This window comes from Leptospira ognonensis (assembly GCF_004770745.1).
GTDB classification, from domain to species: domain Bacteria; phylum Spirochaetota; class Leptospiria; order Leptospirales; family Leptospiraceae; genus Leptospira_A; species Leptospira_A ognonensis.
Map to the genome: position 1 here is coordinate 42,971 of NZ_RQGD01000045.1, position 20,091 is coordinate 63,061.

Consider the following 20,091-nt stretch of genomic DNA (forward strand, 5'->3'; position numbering starts at 1 on the left):
ATTATACAAACAATCCGTCGACAGATAAATATCTCTCACCTGTATCATAGCAGAAAGTAAGGATTTTGGAGCCAGCTGGAATCTCTTTTAATTTTTTTGCAACTGCTGCGAGACTTGCACCGGAAGAGGCTCCGATAAAGACTCCTTCTTTTTTAGCAATTTCGACTGCCATAGCGAATGCTTCATCTTTTCCCACTGTTATGATCCCATCCAATAATTCTGTTTTACAGTTTTTGGGGATGAAACCAGCTCCTATCCCTTGCAGAGGATGTGGACCAGGCTTTCCACCACTTAACACAGGTGAGCCTTCAGGTTCTACAGCAAACACTTTTAAATTAGGGAATTTTTTCTTCAGTACATCGGCCACTCCAGAAATATGACCACCCGTTCCTACACCTGTGATGATGTAGTCCAATCCCTCTGGAAAGTCTTTGGCTATCTCCTGTGCTGTGGTGTCTCTATGTACTTGAATGTTTGCTTCATTTTCAAACTGTTGAGGCATCCAAGCATTTGGATTTGAGGCTACGAGTTCCGTTGCTTTTGCAATGGCACCAGGCATGCCCTTTTCGCGAGGAGTCAGTTCAAAATTTGCTCCATAAGCAGCCATGATCCTTCTTCTTTCGATAGACATATGCTCAGGCATAACGAGAGTTATCGGATAACCCTTTACCGCTGCCACCATCGCCAGTCCAATCCCAGTATTTCCAGAAGTTGGCTCAATGATCACAGAATTTTTCGTCAGTTTGCCGCTTTTTTCGGCATCTTCAATCATCGCGAGTGCGATCCGATCCTTGATGGATCCGCCTGGATTCTGTCTCTCCAATTTCAACCAAACCTGGTGGCTGTCTCCGAAGAGGCGGGAAAGTCGAACGTGGGGTGTATTTCCTATGGCTTCCAATATGCTGTTAAATTTCATAATAACTCCAATATGTATCAGAAAAACATAAATTCTGTTTTTGTCGACGACAAAAATTTAATATAACAGAGGCTTTCGTTTTTTTTAATCCTAAGCCACCGCGAAAAATCGGAAAGCAGTCGGAAAAGGCAGGATCTTAGGTATCTTTTAACTTCTCAGCAACCTCTTTCAGTTTTTCCGAGAGGTCCCCCAGAGTTGTGGATTCCTGTTCTTGTATGGAAAGGGAAAATTTTTCTAAATCCTTTTGGATCTGTTCTTTTTTCTCACTGGCACGGGAGGCCATCTTCCGTAAAAGGTCTTCACGGTAATTGCTGAAGTCAGCTTCCTTCAATTCTCCCAGATCCACCATTGATGTGACAATTTTCTCTAAACGTTCTGAAGTCAGATAATTCGCACCAATTCCCCCTAGCACCAGTCTCTCAAAAAGGCCGGAGATGTCTCTGCCCGTTTCCCGGATCAGTGAAGTGAGCATGAAATTTGAAAAGTATTCGTTCCTCTGGCCAAGGCTGACCTTTAGAAAGGTCTGTCCCAAGATCTTGGGAGTGATGTCTTCTCCACTCATATTATCGAGAACTTTCACTTCCTCTCCACCTATGATCATCTTAGCCACATCCTCAAGGGTGATTGTGGAACTGGTTTCGGGATCATACAACCTTCGGTTGGCGTAACGTTTTAGAAGCTTCATGCAGGGACGGATTTAAAATGGCTTTTCGATAGTGGGGGTCAACTAAAATACAATCTGAATGGTTCCCCTCTACGGTGCAATCCTTTGTTCCACAGAAACAGAATCCCATCTGGATCTGATTTTGGCACGGTTAAAAATGGAGGGTCTTCCCGCCCATCACGTAAATCCAAAAAACTGGAAGGATGAAAGGGAAGGTATCCGGGTATTTACAAAAGTAAGTCCTTCTCTTGCAGGGGAACTTTTAGAATGGAGCATTGAGCCTTTGTTATATGGTTCTTTCTCCTCCTCGGAAAAAGAAGGCTACATAAAAGAAGGTGTGTCTCTTTTATGGGATCGTCCCATCACGGAATTGTTTCAAATGCCTATATTTATGATGAAGCAGAGTTCTTGTTTCTGGTCCATTTGCACTTCGCACCCGAAAGTAGACAAACACTTAGGTCTCATCTTAAAAAGTTTTGGGCAATTGGTTTCTATTGAGGGAGAGCCAGACCAACTCATTTCGAGACTTCGTACAAGCCCGATCAATTTAGTAATTTTAGATTGGGACCAGAAACAACTTGAGCTTCAAAGTAAAATTCCAATCCTTCGAAAGTTAAAAGAAGAAAAAGAAATTCTTTTCTTAGGCATTAAAAATTTTGAAAAAGATCATTTATATCGTGATTTGGCTTACGGAATTTCTGATGTTTCTCCATCTCTCTTTTCAATAACAGAGATCGTAGAACTCATCGTGAGATCTTTACCTGTTCATCCTCCAAATTCGCAGACACTACGCAAGCGCACTAGCATTCGAAAATTAGTATTTGAGTTTCAAGAAAAGATAAAACCTACAAGATATAAGTTTATCGATTCTTATCTCGAAGAAGGAAATGATTCCAGGGAGCAGATAGAAATAAAAAATTTAGTGCTGGTTTTCCAATGGCTTTTCAATCGCTCAATCGAATAAACGAAGATCATCTGAAGAGAGTTCCGCAGCTCCGCGATTTGGAAATGCTTGCTCAAAAAAAAGCGCAGCTAACAAATCAAAATCTTCATCTTCTACATAGTTTTTTAGTTCCCAGAGTTCATTTCTTCTTTTGATTAAAAGAGAAACGGTGGCATCTTCTAGAGAAAATTCAATTTTTGCACGATTCAGTTCCCTAATAAAAAAATTGAGATTATACAAAACGTAGTCACGAAAGTATTGTAAACTTGCAAGTGTTGGCTCATACTTTAACAAAGCTTCGGTAAGGTAGCATGCCGTTTTAAGTTCTTCTGTATTTTTTGTTTCAAAAAAATTTGTATAGATCTGGCTGATTGTTTCGAGCATTGTTTTTGTGCTATGGTAACAGCCGAGGATGAACTCCCTTTTATCTTCATTCTCCTGACAGAATTTCCAGATATCAATAATACTTTTCTCTTTGATTGCTAATTTTAATGCTCCATCGCAGGTTTCATCCGTCGGAACGGGATCTGAAAGTCGAATGAAAAGATATTTTGTTTCGTAGGCGAAACGAGATTCCTTGGGAATATAATATTCAATCCAAATGGGTTCTTTATAATAGTGAATGCTTTCTGCCGGACTTAAATCTGGAGTCACCTTGAGCGATTTCAGTTTTCGTACATCATCGGTGAGAACTTTTTTTCCCTCGATCCTCGTCCGACTACGCTTGATTTGGCGGAGCTCCGACTTATTTAAAAGAGGCTTTGGCTTGAAGGGTTGGGACTCCATAGTATTAGGGTCGGCGGATTAGAAGACTTGCGTGAGAAAAGATCGAAGCCAAAAGCTAAAAGGGCTGATAATTCCTGTATCAAAAAATAGGACTTCCCCCTTTCTATTTAAAAAAATCGTGGTTGGATAAGCAGTCACGCCCCAATCTTTAAGGACGTCGTATTTGGCCTTTAACACGGGGTATTTTATGTTACGAGCTATTATATACTCTGCTAAATCTTTCGACTCTTCATCTTCAACCACCGAGAGAAAAACCGTATCTCCCATAAGTAAGTTTAAGTTTTTATCTAGAAGATAGGAGTAGGCCTTACAAACGCTGCACCAACTTGCCCAAAAATAAACCACTTTCGGTTTGTTTTCCCATTGAGTCTGCTCTATGGGTGTCGTCGCTAAGGATTCAATCGAAATCCGCGGATGCGAACTTTTCCCGCGAAGCATGGCAAAACCAAGTGTCGCAGCGAAGAAGAATATAAATGCGACCGCTAATTTGGCAGGATAAGGCCACTCTTTCCAAAATTTCATTGTACCCTCTTATTGTAAGACAGGTACACTATAGAAAAAGTTACTAAACATTAAAAAGAGGACGAGAAGCAACCAAAGTAAGCCAGAGACGAGGACAGCTCTATCCGTTAAAATGGCTCTTGTCGGATCGTGACCCATGTTTTTAATATAGATGATGTAAAGACTTCTAAATATGGCATAAACAACAATCGGAACTGTATAGACCATGTTTTCCGTTCCCAGACTTTTTGCCGTACTCGGGCTTACGGTATACATAACGTAACTTACAAGAGTGAGGGTGGCAACAACTCCCATCATCAAATCTAAAAATTCTATTGAGTATTCTTCTAGAATCTTTCTATGTTTTCCAGCATCAGATTTTAAGATCGAGATCTCGCCACGACGTTTCGAAAAGCCCCAGAACAATGCCAACATGAACGTACAAAGCAGAAGCCAGTGTGAAAATTCCACTTCTATTACAATGGCTCCGGCAATGGCCCTGAGTACAAATCCGATGGATATACTCATTACATCTAAAATGACGATGTGCTTTAGAATCTTACTATATACAAGATTGAAAGCCAAATAAAAGAGTGTGAGGAAGAAGAACGGCTTCGACAGTAAAAATGCGCCAATCAAGGCGAAAGGAAGGATCGCACCAGTGATGACAAGCGCGAGTCCCGCATCTAATGCACCACTTGCGAGCGGTCGGTGTTTTTTTTCTGGATGTTTTGCATCTTCTTCTCTATCTAAAAAATCGTTAAAGACGTACTGCGAACTTGCGACCAAAGAGAAGAGAACAAAAGCCATAGTCACGCGTAATAGAGATGGCACATCAAAAATTCGTTTTGAAAAAATCAGTCCGGCAAATAAGATCAAATTTTTGATCCATTGCGGAAGCCTCATTAATTTTAAATATAATAAGATCATGATATTTAATTAAACTTTTTATTTGCTTCTATATGACGCATCTTTAATACGATTTTAGATACGCCTTTGATTTCGGGAAGTTTAATATGAAAGAAGGGATCAGAGCCAATCGATTCCATCTCTATCCATGCACCTGGAACGGATTTTCCAGAAAGTTTCATTTCATTTACAGTGCCATAACTCATTTTATCTTTGGGAAGAAGATCTTCTCCCCAAACGAAGTCATGAGTATAGATGAGCTTCCCCTTTCCATCGAAAAATTTCATGGATTCCGTTGTAAATCGGACGCGAGGGAGCTGGACGGGATCGATGCGAACTTCAATTAGATCCGTCGACTTTGGTAAAACGAATTCATAATCTACCCATTCCCCTTTTTTCTCTATTTGGATCTCATTGATGATGGAATATTCCTCTTTTGGAGAAGGGAAGGATTTTGATAAATAAAAGACCTGAACCTTTGATTTTCCGAGTTCTGGATATTTAAGCTTTCGAAAACCAGTAGAACCTATCGCAAGGGAAAGGAGGGCAACCAAGACGGCACCCTGAATTTTCCAACGAAACTTTTGTTCCGACAGCATTGTTCTTAATTCAGTTTTGTTCAAAATTCGGTAATAGCTTTCCAAATCAGAAAGTAAGTCCGATAGATTGCCCTCTAAAATTTCTATCTTTGTTTCCTCTTTTTCTAAGTCGATGGCAGACAAGGAAAAAATAGCTTCGTATTTTAAGTAAAGATTTGTTAGCTTTTCATTTCCTATCGAGGAAATCGCTACCTTCCAATCTTTTCCTACTTCCGTTAATGGTTTACCATAATAGAATAAGGATAAATTGATCAAGTCCAATGCTAACAAACGTATAATGAGAATAGAATCTTCTAATTTGGAATTCGCATTTAGAATCTCGACGGATTCCAATCGAGAAAAAGCAGCATCCATGAGCAATTTTAATTTAGATCTTTTTTCTTCTTTTAATTGATCCTCAGTAGAGAGTGCCGGTTTTTTAAAATTTATTTTAAACAGGTCGAGTGTTGCCATAGTGATTCCAGTGATTGCAGAATTGAATTTGAATCTGGATGCGTAAAGTAATTTTCTCTAACCCACCTGGATCTTAACACCATCATCGGTTGTACCCATCTTTGGAACGCCTGAATGTCCCGTTGCCGCTATGAGAATGGTAAAGATGCCGACTCTTCCCACAAACATGACAAAAGCATAAATTAATTTTTCAAAATCCCCTAGCTGTGGTGTTAAATTGAGTGAATATCCTACGGTCGAAAAAGAGGAAATCATTTCAAAAAATATAACATGCAGGGAGTGTTGGTTTTGATCTACAATCCCAAGCAGAATAAATGTTGCCGCAAGTGCAAGCGTGGCAAGAAAATATACACGTATCGCTATTGCCACCGAATTCTTCGAAACAATCTCACCAAACACCATTACGGGCTTCGATGGTTGGATCACATTTTTTAAATATGCGAGTAACAAGACAAAGGTTGTAATTTTTATACCACCGGCAGTTCCCTGAGGCCCCCCACCAATAAACATGAGGACGGTAATGATGATGACAGAAGCATCACTTAGATTTCCGAAATCCATCGTGGCAAATCCTGCAGTTCTTGAGCAGACCGAGATAAAGATGGCATTGGCTACACGATCCCAAAAGTCAAGTGGATGAAGGGAGTGTGGATTACCTCTTTCAAGAAAGTAAATGCCAAAGGCACCAAACAAAACAAGTACGAGTGATCCATAAACAAGCAGGCGGGACTGAATGCGTGTGGTCTCACCTCTCAAATGCATATTATAACGCTCGATTCGATTTTCTAAGTGTGCAGAAAACTGTGTCGGAAGGTATAAAAATTTTGAAATTTTGCCTGTTCGCACCGCTTGTTGTAGCATTACGGTCTCTGTTACAACTTCGATTTTATCAACGATCCTAAAAAGTAGGGTAAGTAAAAATTTTTCCAAAAGTATGATAACCGGAAAACCAATCCCGCCCAAGATCACAAGGCCACTAACGATGTAGAGACAAAACGGTTCATGACGGAGTGCACTCAAATCATCGGTAATCGAAAAACCAGCGTTATTGAAAGCAGAAACAGCTGTAAAAAGAGAATAGAACCATCTTTCATTTGGTCCTTCCGTTCCTTCTGGCATGTGAAGAAAAAGTCCGATCGCACCTAATATCTCTAGTACGAAGGAGATATTGACAATAGAAAGAAGGATCCGATTTACCTCGTTGGATTTCATGGATTCCGTTTCATCCTTGGTATCTATCGCCGCTGTTACGAAGGCATTGAACTTAGTATTTCGCGAAATCCCCTTGATGATCAAAAATCCGATGATGACAGTAAAGCTGATGATTCCAAGACCGCCAAGCTGGATTAAAAATAAGAGAATCCAGTGGGTCCCGGGTTCCAAAGTCGAGATCGCTACGGGAGCAAGACCCGTAACACAGATGGCGGAAGCGGAAAGGTAGAAAGAATCAATATAGGAAATCGAACCGGTCTCGCTTGTATAGATGGCGACCGAACCAAGGAGTATGGCCGAGAGAAATCCCAGGCAAACCACCCGAGCAAAGGACATAGTCCGAAAAAATCGCCTAAGACGTGATAATGGCATTTTGAGTGAAAGCTCTTTCTAAATCCTAAGTTTTACCCAGGCACAAAAAGCCCAAGTACTTTACAAAAGAGCTCAATTTAGGATTTTGGTAGAATCACAACGAATATTTATTTAATATTTGCGGGAAATTTATGACCTCAACTACAGCGACAAAACGCGATCCAAAACTAGAGAAAGTCCGTAACATCGGAATTTCAGCCCATATTGACTCTGGAAAGACAACTCTTACAGAACGAATTTTATTCTATACGAACAAAATCCATGCCATCCACGAAGTTCGCGGAAAAGACGGCGTTGGAGCTACCATGGACAGTATGGACCTCGAAAGAGAAAGAGGGATTACCATCCAATCTGCTGCAACCTATTGCACATGGAAAGACATCTCGATCAACATCATCGATACTCCTGGCCACGTAGATTTTACGATTGAAGTGGAGAGATCCCTTCGCGTACTTGATTCTGCGATTATGGTTCTCTGTGGTGTGGCAGGTGTTCAGTCCCAATCTATCACGGTTGACCGCCAGATGAAACGCTATAGCGTTCCACGAGTTGCGTTCATTAACAAGCTAGACAGAACGGGTGCTAACCCTTGGCGAGTCATTGAACAACTTAGAGAAAAATTATTCCTAAATGCACATGCAGTTCAGCTTCCGATTGGTCTTGAAAACGATCTTCTCGGAATTGTGGACCTGGTAGAAATGAAGGCATATTATTTTGAAGGTCCAAATGGACAGGACATCAAGATCACTGACATTCCAGCGGAAATGCAAGAACTCGCAAACGAAAAACGCGAAGCACTCTTAGATGCCGTTTCCCTATTCAGTGATGAACTCACAGAAGAGATGCTCGAAGGCAACGTAACAGAAGCACGAGTGAAAGAAGCAATCCGTCGTGGAGTACTCGCTCTAAAATTTGTACCCGTGTTTATGGGCTCTGCCTTCAAAAACAAAGGCGTGCAAAAACTCTTAGATGGGGTCGCGGACTACCTGGCTTCTCCTTATGATGTCATCAACAAAGGGAAAGAACTTGGAAACGAAGAAAATGAAGTCATCATGGAATCTGATCCAGAGAAGCCTCTCGTATGTCTTGCCTTTAAATTGGAAGATGGTAGATACGGTCAGTTAACTTACGTTCGGGTTTACCAAGGTAGACTTGAAAAAGGGATGACCATTTATAATTCCTCGAACAACAAACGCCACAACATCGGTCGTTTGGTGCGAATGAGTGCCAATGACATGGAAGATATCACAAAGGCAGAAGCTGGTGATATCGTAGCTCTTTTTGGTATCGATTGTGCCTCTGGGGATACATTCACAGATGGAAAAGCAAAAGTTACGATGGAATCTATGTTTGTTCCAACTCCCGTAATTTCACTTACGATTGAGTGCAAAGAATCGAAACAACTTCCAAACCTTGCCAAAGCACTGAACCGTTTCACAAAAGAAGACCCAACCTTCCAAACAGAAATGGACAAAGAGTCAGGCCAAACCATCATCAAAGGAATGGGCGAGCTCCACTTAGAAGTATATATTGAACGGATGAAACGTGAGTATGGTGTGGATCTTGTCACAGGTGCACCGCAAGTTGCTTACCGTGAAACGATAACAAAAACCGCCGAATTTGATTACACACATAAAAAACAAACGGGCGGCCAAGGCCAGTTCTCTCGAGTTGCTGGGTTCATGGAACCGATCGAAGGCGACGAAGGAAAAGACTACGAATTCGTAGACAAAGTCGTTGGTGGATCGATACCAAGAGAATACATTGGCTCCTGCGATAAGGGCTTTCGCTCTTGTCTAGAAAGAGGGTCACTCATCGGGTTTCCTATCATCGGCGTTCGTTGCGTGATCAATGACGGAGCTTACCATGATGTGGATTCATCCGACATGGCCTTCCAAATCGGCGCACGCTATGCATTCCGACAAGGATTCCAAAAAGCAGCACCTCTCATTCTTGAGCCAATCATGAAAGTGGAAGTAGAAGGACCGACAGAATTCCAAGGAGCGATCCTAGCTTCTGTCAACCAAAGACGTGGGATGATTCTAAACACAACCGAAGAAAATGGTTATGCGAAGATTGAAGCCGAAGTTCCTCTAGCGGACATGTTTGGTTACTCCACGGTTCTCAGGTCCTCTACTCAAGGTAAGGCTGAATTTGCTATGGAATTTTCAAAATACTCTCCGGTGCCAAGAAACGTAGCCGAAGAGCTCATGAAAAAATACAAAGTCAACAGCAGAGACGAAGAGTAAGCTTTTTTACTCTTATGTTTTCAGAAAAAGGCGGGTCTCACCCGCCTTTTTTGTTTCTACCGATCATTCTTCTTGGTCGATAGATTAAATGGATCCACTCATGCGAAGTTACCAAATGATGATGATGATGCTTTTTCTTTTTGCTTTCGGCTTGTTTACAGAAGTCGGATCCAAACAAGCTCCCGTTCCAAAACAAAATACATATCGGGTGCTGGCTGGGGACTCCTGGTGGGGCATTGCCAAGAAATTTAAACTCACTCCGAGCGAATTGGCGCTTCTAAATGGAAGAAAAGAATCGGATGCTTTGTACCAAAATGAACTTCTTCGCATTTCAGGCACTGGCCTCACCGCGGAGGAAGTAAAAGCACAAAAACCTAAACAGAAACCCTTTTTTCCCTTGCCAAGTATTGAAAAAACGGAAAGACCATATTCTGATATCACACACCTACCTCATAAAGGGATTGAATACTCACATGACAAATCCGGTTGGGTTAGATCCAGTCTCCCCGGCAAGGTGATCAATATCGATTATATGGACGGCTACGAAAATTATGTGATCCTGGAACATGAAAATGGATGGTATTCTGTATACGCCAATTTAGAACGAGTGCAGGTTACCGAAGGGCAAGTCCTTTCTGCAAGGGAAAGGATTGGAACGCTAACAAAAAATCGAGGACTTTACTTCCAAGTAAACCAATTGAAAAATCCAGTGAACCCTACTCTCTTCTTACAACAAGGAACGTAACTCTCTCAAATGAGCCTGATCACCTATACAAATGCAGTTCTGTTTGAATCAGGAGAGCCAAAACAGGTTGACCTCCTCATCCAAGATTCACTCGTCAAAGATATAACACCTAATGCAGCTTTAGTGAAAAACGTTGATCCTAGCAACAAACTTAGTTATGATCTACGTGGGAAAATAGTTTACCCAGGTTTTATCAATTCTCATGACCATCTTTTAGCAAGCTACCTTCCAAAAATCGGCGGAGCAACCAAACACAACTCTTGGCTTGCATATGATAATCTTTATAAATCATCAGGCGTTTTTGCAGAGAGACAACAAATAGAAATCGAGCTACTTCACTACCTCGGGGCTTATAAGAATCTTCTAGGTGCCGTGACAAGTGTGCAAGATCATATTCCGCATAACATACATAAACCCTTTTTGGATTCACTACCAGTCAAACTCATCCATAATTACTATCTGTCCCATTCCCTTGGAAACTATAGCCTTGGATGGGGAGAAGGTCCCGCTTTAGAATATAAGCTTGCCGCACAGGCTAATTTACCTTTTATCACTCACCTCGGTGAAGGTTTAGATGAGGATTCAATAAATAGTTTAAAAAAATTAGAAAAAGCCGAGGCACTTGGAGAATTTAGTGTTCTTATCCATTGCCTTCCTTTTGGACCTCGTGAGGTCGAGAAAATTGCAAAGGCTGGGGCCAGTGTAGTCTGGTGTCCCACTTCAAATTTACATATCTTTGGAAAAACAACGAATATAAAACTGTTTATGGATATGGGTGTCAATGTTTGCTTGGGAACCGACTTCTCCCCTTCTGGATCCTCAAATTTACTAGAAGAACTGCGTTTTGCCAAAAAACTATTCTTTGATTTGTACGAGGAAGAAATCTCCGACAGAACTCTCCTTGATTGGATCACAGTGAATCCATCGAAAGCATTCAAAATTCCTAATATAGGTTCCTTAAAGGCGGGATGTTCGGCTGATTTTGTCGTCTTTGAGGAGGATGAAAAATCATCTGAAATTTCCATTTCCAACAAAAGTTCGGGACAAATTGATTTGATAGTCATTGATGGAAGTCCGAGACTGGCATCCATTCATCATAAAAAACTTTTTTCTGATCTGGGCATTGATTTTGAGATCATCAAATTGGAAGGAAAAGATAAGATCGTGGCTGGATCTCCTTTGTCTTTATTAAAGCAAGTTTCAGCCAGTGTTGGGTATAAAAAGGAATTGGCTTTTTTACCTATTTTTTAAAAATGAATCGCTAAGAGGAATAACTTGTCTGGCCCTATCGTTCGAAATTACAAAGGTGGTTCCATCGTCTACTTTGAAAAAGACAAAGCAGAAGATATCTTTGTCCTCCAAAAGGGCAGAGTGGTGCTCACATTCACCAACATCAATGGCGTCGAACTAAAAGAAGATGTAAAAATCGGCGAGTTTTTTGGAGTCAAGAGTGCGATCGGGCGCTACCCCCGGGAAGAAACAGCACAAGTCATAGGAACCGCTACGGTTTTAGTTTTTAAAGTTCCTGAGTTTGAAAAATTTGTAGGTGATAAGACGCATTTGATCATCAAAATGCTAAAGGTCTTCTCAAGCCAGCTCAGACAAGTCCACAGACAAGTAAGGGAAATCCTAGGCCAAGGCGAAGCAAAAAATCCTGCCTTTGAGCTCATGAATGTCGCGGAAGTTTTTTATAAAAATGGAAACTGCGAGCATGCGGCTTATGCTTTTAACCAGTATATAAACCATTATCCAGACGGCATGTACATCGACCGTGCCAAACAACTACAAGATTTAGCATCGAAAAAAACTCCTTTTCCGCTTACGATTCCGGAATTGGTGTATAAACCTGAGCCAGGAGCTAATGCTGGTAAGCTGCAAGAAATGCTAAAGACTATGGCGGTCACAAAAGACCAGAGTCCTTCCACAGTAGATCCAAATTCCATTCAATCACTTTTCGACAAGGCCTCTACGCTTTTTAACGCACTCAAATATGAGGAAGCAGGACAGATCTACAAAACCCTTTCTGCTAGGACAGATTCCATGACACAAGAAGAAGAGCAGATGGTTGAAAATTCTCTTTTTTTCTATGGTAAGGTACAATATAAAACCAAAGACCTTACAAATGCCATTGGCACCTTTTCGAATTTCATAAAAAAATATCCCAAGGGACAACTACAAAAGGAAAACCTTTACCACCTAGCACTAGCTACGGAAGCGAATGGCGACAAAGACAAGGCTATCCAGTTTTATCAAAAAGTTGTGAGTATCCCTCCTTTAGATGACAGTCTATCTGAAGATGCAAAGAAAAAAATCAAAGGGGGTAAATCGTAATGAATGACCAAATGCTTGAATCCATGTTTGGAAAATTCGGGAAAGTTTTTGAACCCAATGATGTCTTATTTTGCGAATATGAACCTGGTAATGATTTTTACCTCATCAAAGAAGGAAAAGTTAAGATCACCAAAACGATTGGAACCTCCATTAAAACATTAGATATTCTCGAATCTGGCGATATCCTAGGTGAAATGGCGATCCTCGAAGAACAACCTCGTTCGGCGACTGCGATTGCGGTAACGGAAGTAAAAGCACTCAATTTCAATCGCGCGAACTTCGAAATGCTCATGACAAAGAACCCAGCACTTGCCATGAAACTTTTGCATATATTCTCCTCTCGGATTTATGATCAGAAGCGAAGGCTTATGATCCTTCTCATGGATGATATGATAGGCAAGGTTTGTGATGTTTTTGTAATGTTATACGAAAAACAATATACGAACGATACCTATAACGAGATCATTTTAAATTCCTCTGTAGACGATATTGCGAATTGGTGTGCACAACCTGTGGGCGAAGTCCAAAAAGTGATCATGCAGTTTGTAAAGACAGGCAAATTAGATTTATATCCCGACAAAATTGTTATTCACAATATCAACGATTTTCAAAGAATTGTGAATCAGAAACGTAAACCTACGTAAACATCGCTCCCGTAGCTCAGGTGGATAGAGCACTAGTTTCCTAAACTGGGGACACAGGTTCGAATCCTGTCGGGGGCAAAATTTATGACAGAACCAAACCACATCCTTCATTTCTTAAAAAGATCAACAGAGTTTCTAGAGAAAAAAGGGATTCCCAATCCAAGAGTCGACGCGGAGTGGATTCTATCTGATCTCCTCAATCTGCCTCGAATCAAGCTTTATGCTCAATTTGAAACTCCCCTAACTGAGAATGAAACGAAGGTATACCGGGAACGGATCGTAGATCGTGGCAAACATAAGCCTGTCGCCTATATCACAGGAAAAAAGGGCTTTCATAAATTTGATTTTTACGTGAACGAACATGTTTTGATTCCCAGGCCAGAAACGGAAGAGCTTGTAGAGTGGTTTTATAAAAATCATAAAGGTTTCTTTGGAGACGAAGCTCAGATCAAAGTGTTAGACCTTTGCACTGGAAGTGGTTGTATTGGTCTCTCTCTTTCACGTTTGTTACCGAATGTAGATGTATGGCTTAGTGACCTCTCTGATGAGGCTCTAACTGTCGCTAAGCGAAACCATCTCACCATTCCAAATCCGAAAAAACGGGATGTATTTTTTTTACAATCCGACCTATTTCAAAATTTTCCGGCGGAATTAACATTCGACGTGATTCTTTCCAATCCACCTTATATACCGATTTCTGAAAAAGACTCGCTCATGGAAGATGTTCTCAGTTATGAACCACATCTCGCACTCTTCGTTGAGGATTTTTTTGGATTCCATCAAACTCTATTATCTGAGGCTTTTAAAAAAATAAACCCGAAAGGAATCCTCCTCTTGGAAACCCATCCGGAATACATTGAGGAGTTGAAACAAATGGCAAGCACGCTCGGGTTTCCAGATGCAGAGATACTATTGGATAGTTCCGCCAAAAAACGATTTCTCCTGTTACGAAAAAACTGATTTATTTTTACCCTCGATTAACAAGGAAATGTTTGGTTTCTTGTTTGATCTGACCCAGGAGTCTCAGGAGTTCCCTTTCTTCCTTCGCACTCATGGATTTTTTGAAAATTTTGTCAGCAGCGCGCACAAGAGGAAAGCCGAGTTCATGCTGTAGCCTCGCCTCATCAGTAAGACTCAATACCAACGCGCGGCCATCATTTTCACTTTTTACTCTTTTTAATATCCCATTCGATTCCCAAGCTTTGATCATCCGGGAGATCGTTGTTTTGTCCTTTCCGAGAATTTTACCATATTCTTTTTGCGTGAGACCTTCCTTTTCAAGGATGGGAAGTAAATTCATCCACTCTTCAAAAGTAAGTTTTTGACCTGCCTCCTCAAAATCACGAACAAGTAAGGCCTTCATCGAAAGCATGGTCTCACTCAATTGGATTCCAAGTAAGGTACGGATATCATTTGTTTTTTTTGTTTTCATAAAATAATATAGTTGCAAGTTACAACTATATAGTCACACAATGCAACTATATTTTTTTTTTAGCGAGTATCAATATGGAAACTAAAAATATTTATGCTTCAGGTATTTTACCAATCGAGGGTTTTAATTTAAAATACCTAATAGAAGGTATTGGTCACGAGGCGATCGTTGTGGGGAGTGCGATCTATTATCCAAGGGTCTTCTCGGAAAACTTTAAATCGCATTTTAAAACTTTGTTTCTAGACCATCGAGGATTCGCGGAAACGACGAATGACTTTCAGAAGTCTGATTTTGAATTACATAAAATTCTGTCAGATATCGAAATCGCACGCAATCATTTTGGGTTTGGAAAAGTGACGATGATCGGGCATTCTGCACATGGTTATATGGCATTGGAATACGCAAAAAAATTTCCTGAGTCCGTATCAGGTGTCGTCATCATTGGCACAGGGCCAAGCCATGGGAGCCATATGGCTTATGCCCTGCAAGACTGGGAGGAGTTGTCCTGCCCGCTTAGAAAAGAAAAATGGAAGGCAGACCAGCAACGATTTTTGCCTAAGATCGAAAACGATCCAGGTCGGGCTTTTGTATTCTATTGTCTCAGTGCTGAATCCAAATCCTGGTATGATTTATCCTATGAAAGTGAGCCCCTTTGGGATGGAATCACAGCCAATCCTTTAGGTATCGATTACTTATATGGAGAAGTGTTTCGGGATCTGAAAATCGAGGAGGGATTGGAATCATTGCATTTGCCTGTCTACTTGGCACTCGGCAGATTCGATTATCTTGTGGCACCCTTTTATACCTGGAATCCCTATCGGCACTTATTCCAAAACTTGCACATACGAGTTTTCGAGAGAAGCGCTCACAATCCACAAAAGGAAGAATCAGAAAGTTTTGATGCGGAATTGCTCCAATGGCTAGAACGAGAAAAAAAATAATTTTTTTTAGTCCATGCCAATTGGTTCGGACGACGGACCAGGTATCGTATGATATTATATACAAAAGAAATCAAAGGAGTTGCAGTTTTTCTTTCTCGCTTATGAAGAATTGCGAATAAAACAATGTACCAAAGAATCGTATTCTTGCTTATACTTTCAACGATCGTATTGACATGTAAAAAATCTTCCAAAGATGACAATTCCTCTTTGGTCGCTCTGGCCCTAGCTTCTAGTAGCCTGACAGCATCAAGCGGCACCTGCAATGGTTCAACTGCCACAACCGGAACAACCGTCACGGCTTCCACTGCTACACTTGATTCCACTTCTGGATGCGTCACTGGCGTGACAACTTGTATGGATACCGCTCTTCCTTCTTGGATCAAAAATAACTTTAAATGTGCGACGGCTTACGTATCGGGAACAAGCTATGTCTTCAAATCGCAAAACGTTCCTAATACGAAGAGTTTTTATTATGGTTCAACTTCGCCATTGTATGAGACCCTTCCTTCTGGAAACACAGCGGCAGGGACAAACAAGGTCTCTAGTCAAAAATTGGTCTATACCATCCCGGCAACAGCAACGAAAGGAACAGGAACCGTGAGCACACAAGGTGGGCTTGCCTCCATCGGCATTACTGTGAACGGTCTTGCCATTTTCAATAATGCAGCAGCGCCTCCAGACAATCTGTCAGTAGAAGCATTAACCTTTGACAATTATGGCGGGCACCCACAGAATTCGGGAGTCTACCACCACCATGCAGGAGCATCAAAAATCACAAATAATGACGCGAACCTGGTTGGTATCATATTAGATGGTTATGCGATCTATGGTAAAAAGTGTGATAATGGGACAGCAACTACTACAGATGATTTCACACCTACGCTTGATTCTCTTCATGGTCATACCGCAGTAACCACTCACTTCCCTACCGCGACCTATCACTACCATTTAGCTTATGATAGTACAGCAACGATTGATACGCTTATGGGCTCCTATTTTTATGGCACTACTGGTTCTGTTTCCAATTAATTAGAGTCAAGGTCTTAGTATCTAGCCTCTCCCTTGTGTTAGGCTAGATACTAAGCCCGAAATTCGTTTGGCGTTTTTCCCGTCACTTTTCGAAAGATTGCATTAAAGGATGATTTTGAATTAAATCCAGATTCTAAGGCAATTCGGAAGATTCCGTGTTTTGTATATTTGGGGTCATTCAGTTTACGGATCACCTCATTGACTCGGTATTCGTTCACGAACAAAAAGAAGTTTTTACCCATAGATTGGTTCAAGACCTGGCTGAGATGTGATCCTGGGATTTCAAGTTCTTTCACAATATCTTCAATATTTAAATCATTCCTCAAATAGATTTTACTCTCCTCCATAAATGAGATGAGTTTTCTCTGTATCTCCTCGATTTTTTTGTTAGTGAGTCCTGATTTTGAATACTTTTCTTTTTTTTGGATGATTCTCGTTTCTTCTGATCTAAATAAGGATCCCTGTTTTAATAAAAAATATCCAACTAAATAAAAATAACCAATAAACAAGAGTGTGGTGAGACTTTGAGGAAACACGCTGTTCTTTCCCAATGCATCCCGAAATAGAAAAAGTATAAACTGAAGTAACAAAACGAAGAGATACGAATAAATAAATCCATTGAGCCAGGAAACTGTCATACGCAAAGTCTGATAGGAAAAATGATCTTGAAGTTTCTGATTGTAAAGCTTTAGAAGCTTTCGAGTTAGAAGAGAATAAGAAATTAGAGAGAAGGAAGAACCAAAAACAAAAAAATAAACCACAGGCGAAGATTTGGAATCGGAATCCAAATTGGCAGATAGATTGTAATCGAGAGCGAACGGAAACAATATACAAAGAAAAAAAGGAAAAAAATGAATCAGATCCCGTGAATTGAACCTTCTCGGATTTGTAATGTATTTAGTATAAAGGTAAAAACATGGACCGTAACCAAGAGGATAAAAGATAAATTTAACAAAATAGTTTAATGGTTCAGAACTTCCATTTAAATGCAGGATGCGCCGAATGATCGCTAAGCCAATGAGCAATACCCAGAACAGCCCAATCTTATCGAAATTGAAAACCTTTGATTTGGAAAAAGTTAAGAAAATAAAAAGTAAAATTTGGAGAGAGATGATAACAGGTATGTCAAAAGCATTTCCGAACATCTTTTGAATAGACTTGAATCCTCAATATTAAATGTCAATAATATACCGAAAGTCAAAATCGGGGAGATCACTCCCCCCGAGAAAAAATGAATTAACCGAGCATTCCTTTTACTTCGTCGCGCTCTTCTTGCAATTCTTTGTGTGTGATATCAAACTTCTCTTTTCCAAAAGCATTGATCTCAATCCCAGAAACGATTTCTACTTTTTTACCATCCGATCGTAAAGGGTAACCAAAAATAAGTCCTTTGTCCACGCCATACTCTCCATTGGAATGACAGGCGGCGCTAAACCAATCTCCAGCTTTCGTTGGCGTTACAATATTATGAACCGTATCAACGACGGCATTTGCTGCCGATGCCGCAGAAGAAGCTCCTCTGGCTGCGATAATGGCCGCTCCACGCTTCTGAACCGTGGAAATAAAATCGCCCTTCAACCAGTCATGGTCTGAAATCGCATCAGTGGCAGGTTTCCCTTTCACTTTTGCGTTAAAAAAATCAGGATACTGAGTAGCAGAATGGTTTCCCCAAATCGCAACATTCGACACATCTTTTACGAGTACACCTGCTTTTTGAGCTAGTTGTGTTTTCGCACGATTTTCATCTAGTCCCGTCATCGCAAACCATCTGTCAGTTGGTATGCCTTTTGCATTGTTCATGGCGATGAGAGCGTTAGTATTGCACGGATTTCCGACAACCAAAACTCTTACATCGCTGTTTGCATTTTTCTCAATGGCTTTACCTTGAGTGGTAAAAATTCCACCATTGATTTTTAAAAGGTCCCCTCGTTCCATTCCCGCTTTTCTCGGAACCGATCCGACCAAAAGGGCCCAATTGATGTCTTTGAAAGCTTCATCTAAACTAGAAGTCACAGAGACCTTCTGCAAAAGTGGGAAGGCACAATCGTCGAGTTCCATGATCACGCCTTTGGCTGCGGGAAGTGCTTGCTCAAGTTCCAATAACTGGAGCTCGACCGCTGTATCGGGTCCAAACATTTGACCTGAGGCTATCCTAAATAATAATGCATATCCGATCTGTCCGGCTGCTCCGGTAACGGCTACTTTAACTGTATTACCCATAATTCAACTTTCTCCTGATTTTATTTATTTAATTCTTTTTGAATGATTTCGTCAAAACTCTCGAACGGAAGTGCACCCGATACGAAGATACCATTGATAAAAAAGGCAGGTGTTCCATTGACTCCTACTTTTTGTCCATCTTCGATATCTGCCTGTACTTCTGCTTGGATTTTTGCTTTATCTTTCATACACGATTGGTATTTTTCTTTGTCAACACCAGCCTTTGTTACAAGATAATCCACGTTAGCTGGCGAAAGATTGCCGGAATTTTCAAATAGAACATCAAATGCTTGCCAATACTTTCCTTGCGGGATCGTGCAATTCGCTGCAATATGAGCATACATAGCATTCTCATGGAATGGAAGTGGAAAGTCTCTAAAAACCCACTCTACTTCTTCTTTGTATTTTTCGCGCAGTCTACGGTTTACATCCTGGCTTCGTTTGCAAAAAGGACATTCAAAATCGGAAAATTCGATGACTGTAACTTTCGCGCCAGACTTTCCAATGGAAGGGTTATTTTTTCTCTCAACTGACACGCGTACGGTTTCAGGCTCACGAATTAGAAATTCCACAGGATATTTTCCCACGATTTCTTTATACGTTTTCTGGTTATGTTCTTGTTCTTGCTGATTTTTCATAAGGCCTGAAATCTGATCTTTCACTTGCGCAAAAGATTTCCCATTGAACTGAGCCTTATACGTATTATAAACTTCGAGCAGTTCTTTTTCGGAAGGCTCGCGTGCGACAAAACCTTCTTTTAAAACATCGCTAGGTTTGATTTTCTTTTCTTCGGCAACGATTTCAAACAGTTTGTCCTGAGCAAATTCACCAAGTGTGTTTTTGATGAGGCTTGCGTATTCTGTCTGAAACTTGGAATAGGCGATCGGTGATGTTTTTTTAACGTCACTGAGGTCATATTTTTTTCCAGCGATTGAGACACCATCTTGTTTGAAGTGAGCCGAAATAAACGAAGGGATTGAGACCCCTGATACTACGGCAAGTAAAACAACTGCTCCAACTGCGAGTTTTGAGAGAGGTTGTTCGATCCATTTTTGAGTACTATTTTCCATCAAAACCAGCATTTATGTGCTAAATTGCTAGATCAAACGGAAAAAAATCAGGAATTTAATAAGATTTTCGTATTT

20 protein-coding genes and 1 tRNA gene are annotated in these 20,091 nt (G+C 40.7%); 10 read left to right on the forward strand and 11 right to left on the reverse strand.

The annotated features are described in order from the left end of the window. Position 1: 1 nt before the first annotated feature. Positions 2-916 carry a cysteine synthase A gene (gene cysK / locus EHQ58_RS15740; RefSeq protein ID WP_135624868.1) on the reverse strand — a complete coding sequence of 305 codons (915 nt, stop codon included), beginning with the start codon at positions 914-916 and terminating at the stop codon, positions 2-4. A gap of 136 nt (positions 917-1,052) precedes the next feature. Further along, complete coding sequence (locus EHQ58_RS15745) at positions 1,053-1,601, reverse strand: polyhydroxyalkanoate synthesis regulator DNA-binding domain-containing protein (RefSeq protein ID WP_135624869.1); 549 nt, start codon at positions 1,599-1,601, stop codon at positions 1,053-1,055. A 58-nt stretch (positions 1,602-1,659) separates the two neighbouring features. Here EHQ58_RS15745 and EHQ58_RS15750 point away from each other — a divergent pair, with 58 nt between their 5' ends. Further along, complete coding sequence (locus EHQ58_RS15750; RefSeq protein ID WP_167883659.1) at positions 1,660-2,544, forward strand: hypothetical protein; 885 nt, start codon at positions 1,660-1,662, stop codon at positions 2,542-2,544. On the opposite strand, the gene EHQ58_RS15755 is transcribed toward EHQ58_RS15750, so the two are convergent. From EHQ58_RS15755 to EHQ58_RS15775, 5 genes are read right to left on the reverse strand one after another with little or no spacing between them, the layout of a single operon-like run. Then, on the reverse strand, positions 2,533-3,309 hold the full coding sequence (locus EHQ58_RS15755) for a hypothetical protein (protein WP_135624871.1): 777 nt from the start codon (positions 3,307-3,309) through the stop codon (positions 2,533-2,535). The genes EHQ58_RS15750 and EHQ58_RS15755 overlap by 12 nt on opposite strands. An 18-nt stretch (positions 3,310-3,327) precedes the next feature. Further along, positions 3,328-3,831 (reverse strand): TlpA family protein disulfide reductase, encoded by a 504-nt coding sequence (locus EHQ58_RS15760; protein ID WP_135624872.1) that lies wholly within the window; start codon positions 3,829-3,831, stop codon positions 3,328-3,330. A 9-nt stretch (positions 3,832-3,840) separates the two neighbouring features. Further along, complete coding sequence (locus EHQ58_RS15765; protein WP_135624873.1) at positions 3,841-4,740, reverse strand: decaprenyl-phosphate phosphoribosyltransferase; 900 nt, start codon at positions 4,738-4,740, stop codon at positions 3,841-3,843. Positions 4,741-4,745: 5 nt separating this feature from the next. Further along, a complete protein-coding gene (locus tag EHQ58_RS15770) occupies positions 4,746-5,771 on the reverse strand; it encodes a hypothetical protein (protein WP_135624874.1) in 1,026 nt (341 codons plus the stop codon). A 57-nt stretch (positions 5,772-5,828) separates the two neighbouring features. Beyond that, positions 5,829-7,355: a TrkH family potassium uptake protein gene (locus EHQ58_RS15775; RefSeq protein ID WP_135624875.1), complete on the reverse strand. Its 1,527-nt coding sequence runs from the start codon at positions 7,353-7,355 to the stop codon at positions 5,829-5,831. 131 nt (positions 7,356-7,486) lie between these two features. On the opposite strand from EHQ58_RS15775, the gene fusA reads away from it, so the two are divergent. From fusA to prmC, 7 genes are all read left to right on the forward strand, one after another. Further along, on the forward strand, positions 7,487-9,604 hold the full coding sequence (fusA, locus tag EHQ58_RS15780) for an elongation factor G (RefSeq protein WP_135624876.1): 2,118 nt from the start codon (positions 7,487-7,489) through the stop codon (positions 9,602-9,604). Between the two features lie 88 nt (positions 9,605-9,692). Then, the gene (locus EHQ58_RS15785; protein WP_246047395.1) at positions 9,693-10,349 is read left to right on the forward strand and encodes an LIC_10271 family cell wall hydrolase; all 657 of its coding nucleotides are present in this window, start codon (positions 9,693-9,695) and stop codon (positions 10,347-10,349) included. Between the two features lie 9 nt (positions 10,350-10,358). Next, a complete protein-coding gene (locus EHQ58_RS15790; RefSeq protein WP_135624877.1) occupies positions 10,359-11,600 on the forward strand; it encodes an amidohydrolase family protein in 1,242 nt (413 codons plus the stop codon). Between the two features lie 24 nt (positions 11,601-11,624). Continuing rightward, positions 11,625-12,680: a tetratricopeptide repeat protein gene (locus tag EHQ58_RS15795; RefSeq protein WP_135624878.1), complete on the forward strand. Its 1,056-nt coding sequence runs from the start codon at positions 11,625-11,627 to the stop codon at positions 12,678-12,680. After that, positions 12,680-13,324 carry a Crp/Fnr family transcriptional regulator gene (locus EHQ58_RS15800; RefSeq protein ID WP_135624879.1) on the forward strand — a complete coding sequence of 215 codons (645 nt, stop codon included), beginning with the start codon at positions 12,680-12,682 and terminating at the stop codon, positions 13,322-13,324. The genes EHQ58_RS15795 and EHQ58_RS15800 overlap by 1 nt, the downstream gene beginning before the upstream one ends. Positions 13,325-13,329: 5 nt before the next feature. Next, a tRNA-Arg gene (locus EHQ58_RS15805) sits at positions 13,330-13,402 on the forward strand. A 6-nt stretch (positions 13,403-13,408) separates the two neighbouring features. Beyond that, a complete protein-coding gene (gene prmC / locus EHQ58_RS15810) occupies positions 13,409-14,284 on the forward strand; it encodes a peptide chain release factor N(5)-glutamine methyltransferase (protein WP_135624880.1) in 876 nt (291 codons plus the stop codon). Between the two features lie 7 nt (positions 14,285-14,291). On the opposite strand, the gene EHQ58_RS15815 is transcribed toward prmC, so the two are convergent. Further along, on the reverse strand, positions 14,292-14,756 hold the full coding sequence (locus EHQ58_RS15815; RefSeq protein ID WP_135624881.1) for a MarR family winged helix-turn-helix transcriptional regulator: 465 nt from the start codon (positions 14,754-14,756) through the stop codon (positions 14,292-14,294). Between the two features lie 74 nt (positions 14,757-14,830). Here EHQ58_RS15815 and EHQ58_RS15820 point away from each other — a divergent pair, with 74 nt between their 5' ends. Further along, positions 14,831-15,697 (forward strand): alpha/beta fold hydrolase, encoded by an 867-nt coding sequence (locus tag EHQ58_RS15820; RefSeq protein WP_135624882.1) that lies wholly within the window; start codon positions 14,831-14,833, stop codon positions 15,695-15,697. 123 nt (positions 15,698-15,820) lie between these two features. Beyond that, a complete protein-coding gene (locus EHQ58_RS15825; protein ID WP_135624883.1) occupies positions 15,821-16,726 on the forward strand; it encodes a YHYH protein in 906 nt (301 codons plus the stop codon). A 50-nt stretch (positions 16,727-16,776) separates the two neighbouring features. On the opposite strand, the gene EHQ58_RS15830 is transcribed toward EHQ58_RS15825, so the two are convergent. The 3 genes from EHQ58_RS15830 to EHQ58_RS15840 all read right to left on the reverse strand — a co-directional run bounded on the left by EHQ58_RS15830 (position 16,777) and on the right by EHQ58_RS15840 (position 20,016). Further along, the gene (locus tag EHQ58_RS15830; protein ID WP_135624884.1) at positions 16,777-17,871 is read right to left on the reverse strand and encodes a helix-turn-helix domain-containing protein; all 1,095 of its coding nucleotides are present in this window, start codon (positions 17,869-17,871) and stop codon (positions 16,777-16,779) included. A gap of 91 nt (positions 17,872-17,962) precedes the next feature. After that, complete coding sequence (locus EHQ58_RS15835; protein ID WP_135624885.1) at positions 17,963-18,946, reverse strand: malate dehydrogenase; 984 nt, start codon at positions 18,944-18,946, stop codon at positions 17,963-17,965. A gap of 20 nt (positions 18,947-18,966) precedes the next feature. Next, positions 18,967-20,016 (reverse strand): DsbA family protein, encoded by a 1,050-nt coding sequence (locus EHQ58_RS15840; protein WP_135624886.1) that lies wholly within the window; start codon positions 20,014-20,016, stop codon positions 18,967-18,969. Positions 20,017-20,091: the final 75 nt, after the last annotated feature.

What these genes read in the sequence shown, in the direction of transcription:
- cysK (WP_135624868.1), bottom strand. Translation starts at nt 916, where the DNA reads ATGAAATTTAACAGCATATTGGAAGCCATAGGAAATACACCCCACGTT.
- EHQ58_RS15745 (WP_135624869.1), bottom strand. Translation starts at nt 1,601, where the DNA reads ATGAAGCTTCTAAAACGTTACGCCAACCGAAGGTTGTATGATCCCGAA.
- EHQ58_RS15750 (WP_167883659.1), top strand. Translation starts at nt 1,660, where the DNA reads ATGGTTCCCCTCTACGGTGCAATCCTTTGTTCCACAGAAACAGAATCC.
- EHQ58_RS15755 (WP_135624871.1), bottom strand. Translation starts at nt 3,309, where the DNA reads ATGGAGTCCCAACCCTTCAAGCCAAAGCCTCTTTTAAATAAGTCGGAG.
- EHQ58_RS15760 (WP_135624872.1), bottom strand. Translation starts at nt 3,831, where the DNA reads ATGAAATTTTGGAAAGAGTGGCCTTATCCTGCCAAATTAGCGGTCGCA.
- EHQ58_RS15765 (WP_135624873.1), bottom strand. Translation starts at nt 4,740, where the DNA reads ATGATCTTATTATATTTAAAATTAATGAGGCTTCCGCAATGGATCAAA.
- EHQ58_RS15770 (WP_135624874.1), bottom strand. Translation starts at nt 5,771, where the DNA reads ATGGCAACACTCGACCTGTTTAAAATAAATTTTAAAAAACCGGCACTC.
- EHQ58_RS15775 (WP_135624875.1), bottom strand. Translation starts at nt 7,355, where the DNA reads ATGCCATTATCACGTCTTAGGCGATTTTTTCGGACTATGTCCTTTGCT.
- fusA (WP_135624876.1), top strand. Translation starts at nt 7,487, where the DNA reads ATGACCTCAACTACAGCGACAAAACGCGATCCAAAACTAGAGAAAGTC.
- EHQ58_RS15785 (WP_246047395.1), top strand. Translation starts at nt 9,693, where the DNA reads ATGGATCCACTCATGCGAAGTTACCAAATGATGATGATGATGCTTTTT.
- EHQ58_RS15790 (WP_135624877.1), top strand. Translation starts at nt 10,359, where the DNA reads ATGAGCCTGATCACCTATACAAATGCAGTTCTGTTTGAATCAGGAGAG.
- EHQ58_RS15800 (WP_135624879.1), top strand. Translation starts at nt 12,680, where the DNA reads ATGAATGACCAAATGCTTGAATCCATGTTTGGAAAATTCGGGAAAGTT.
- prmC (WP_135624880.1), top strand. Translation starts at nt 13,409, where the DNA reads ATGACAGAACCAAACCACATCCTTCATTTCTTAAAAAGATCAACAGAG.
- EHQ58_RS15815 (WP_135624881.1), bottom strand. Translation starts at nt 14,756, where the DNA reads ATGAAAACAAAAAAAACAAATGATATCCGTACCTTACTTGGAATCCAA.
- EHQ58_RS15820 (WP_135624882.1), top strand. Translation starts at nt 14,831, where the DNA reads ATGGAAACTAAAAATATTTATGCTTCAGGTATTTTACCAATCGAGGGT.
- EHQ58_RS15825 (WP_135624883.1), top strand. Translation starts at nt 15,821, where the DNA reads ATGTACCAAAGAATCGTATTCTTGCTTATACTTTCAACGATCGTATTG.
- EHQ58_RS15830 (WP_135624884.1), bottom strand. Translation starts at nt 17,871, where the DNA reads ATGTTCGGAAATGCTTTTGACATACCTGTTATCATCTCTCTCCAAATT.
- EHQ58_RS15835 (WP_135624885.1), bottom strand. Translation starts at nt 18,946, where the DNA reads ATGGGTAATACAGTTAAAGTAGCCGTTACCGGAGCAGCCGGACAGATC.
- EHQ58_RS15840 (WP_135624886.1), bottom strand. Translation starts at nt 20,016, where the DNA reads ATGGAAAATAGTACTCAAAAATGGATCGAACAACCTCTCTCAAAACTC.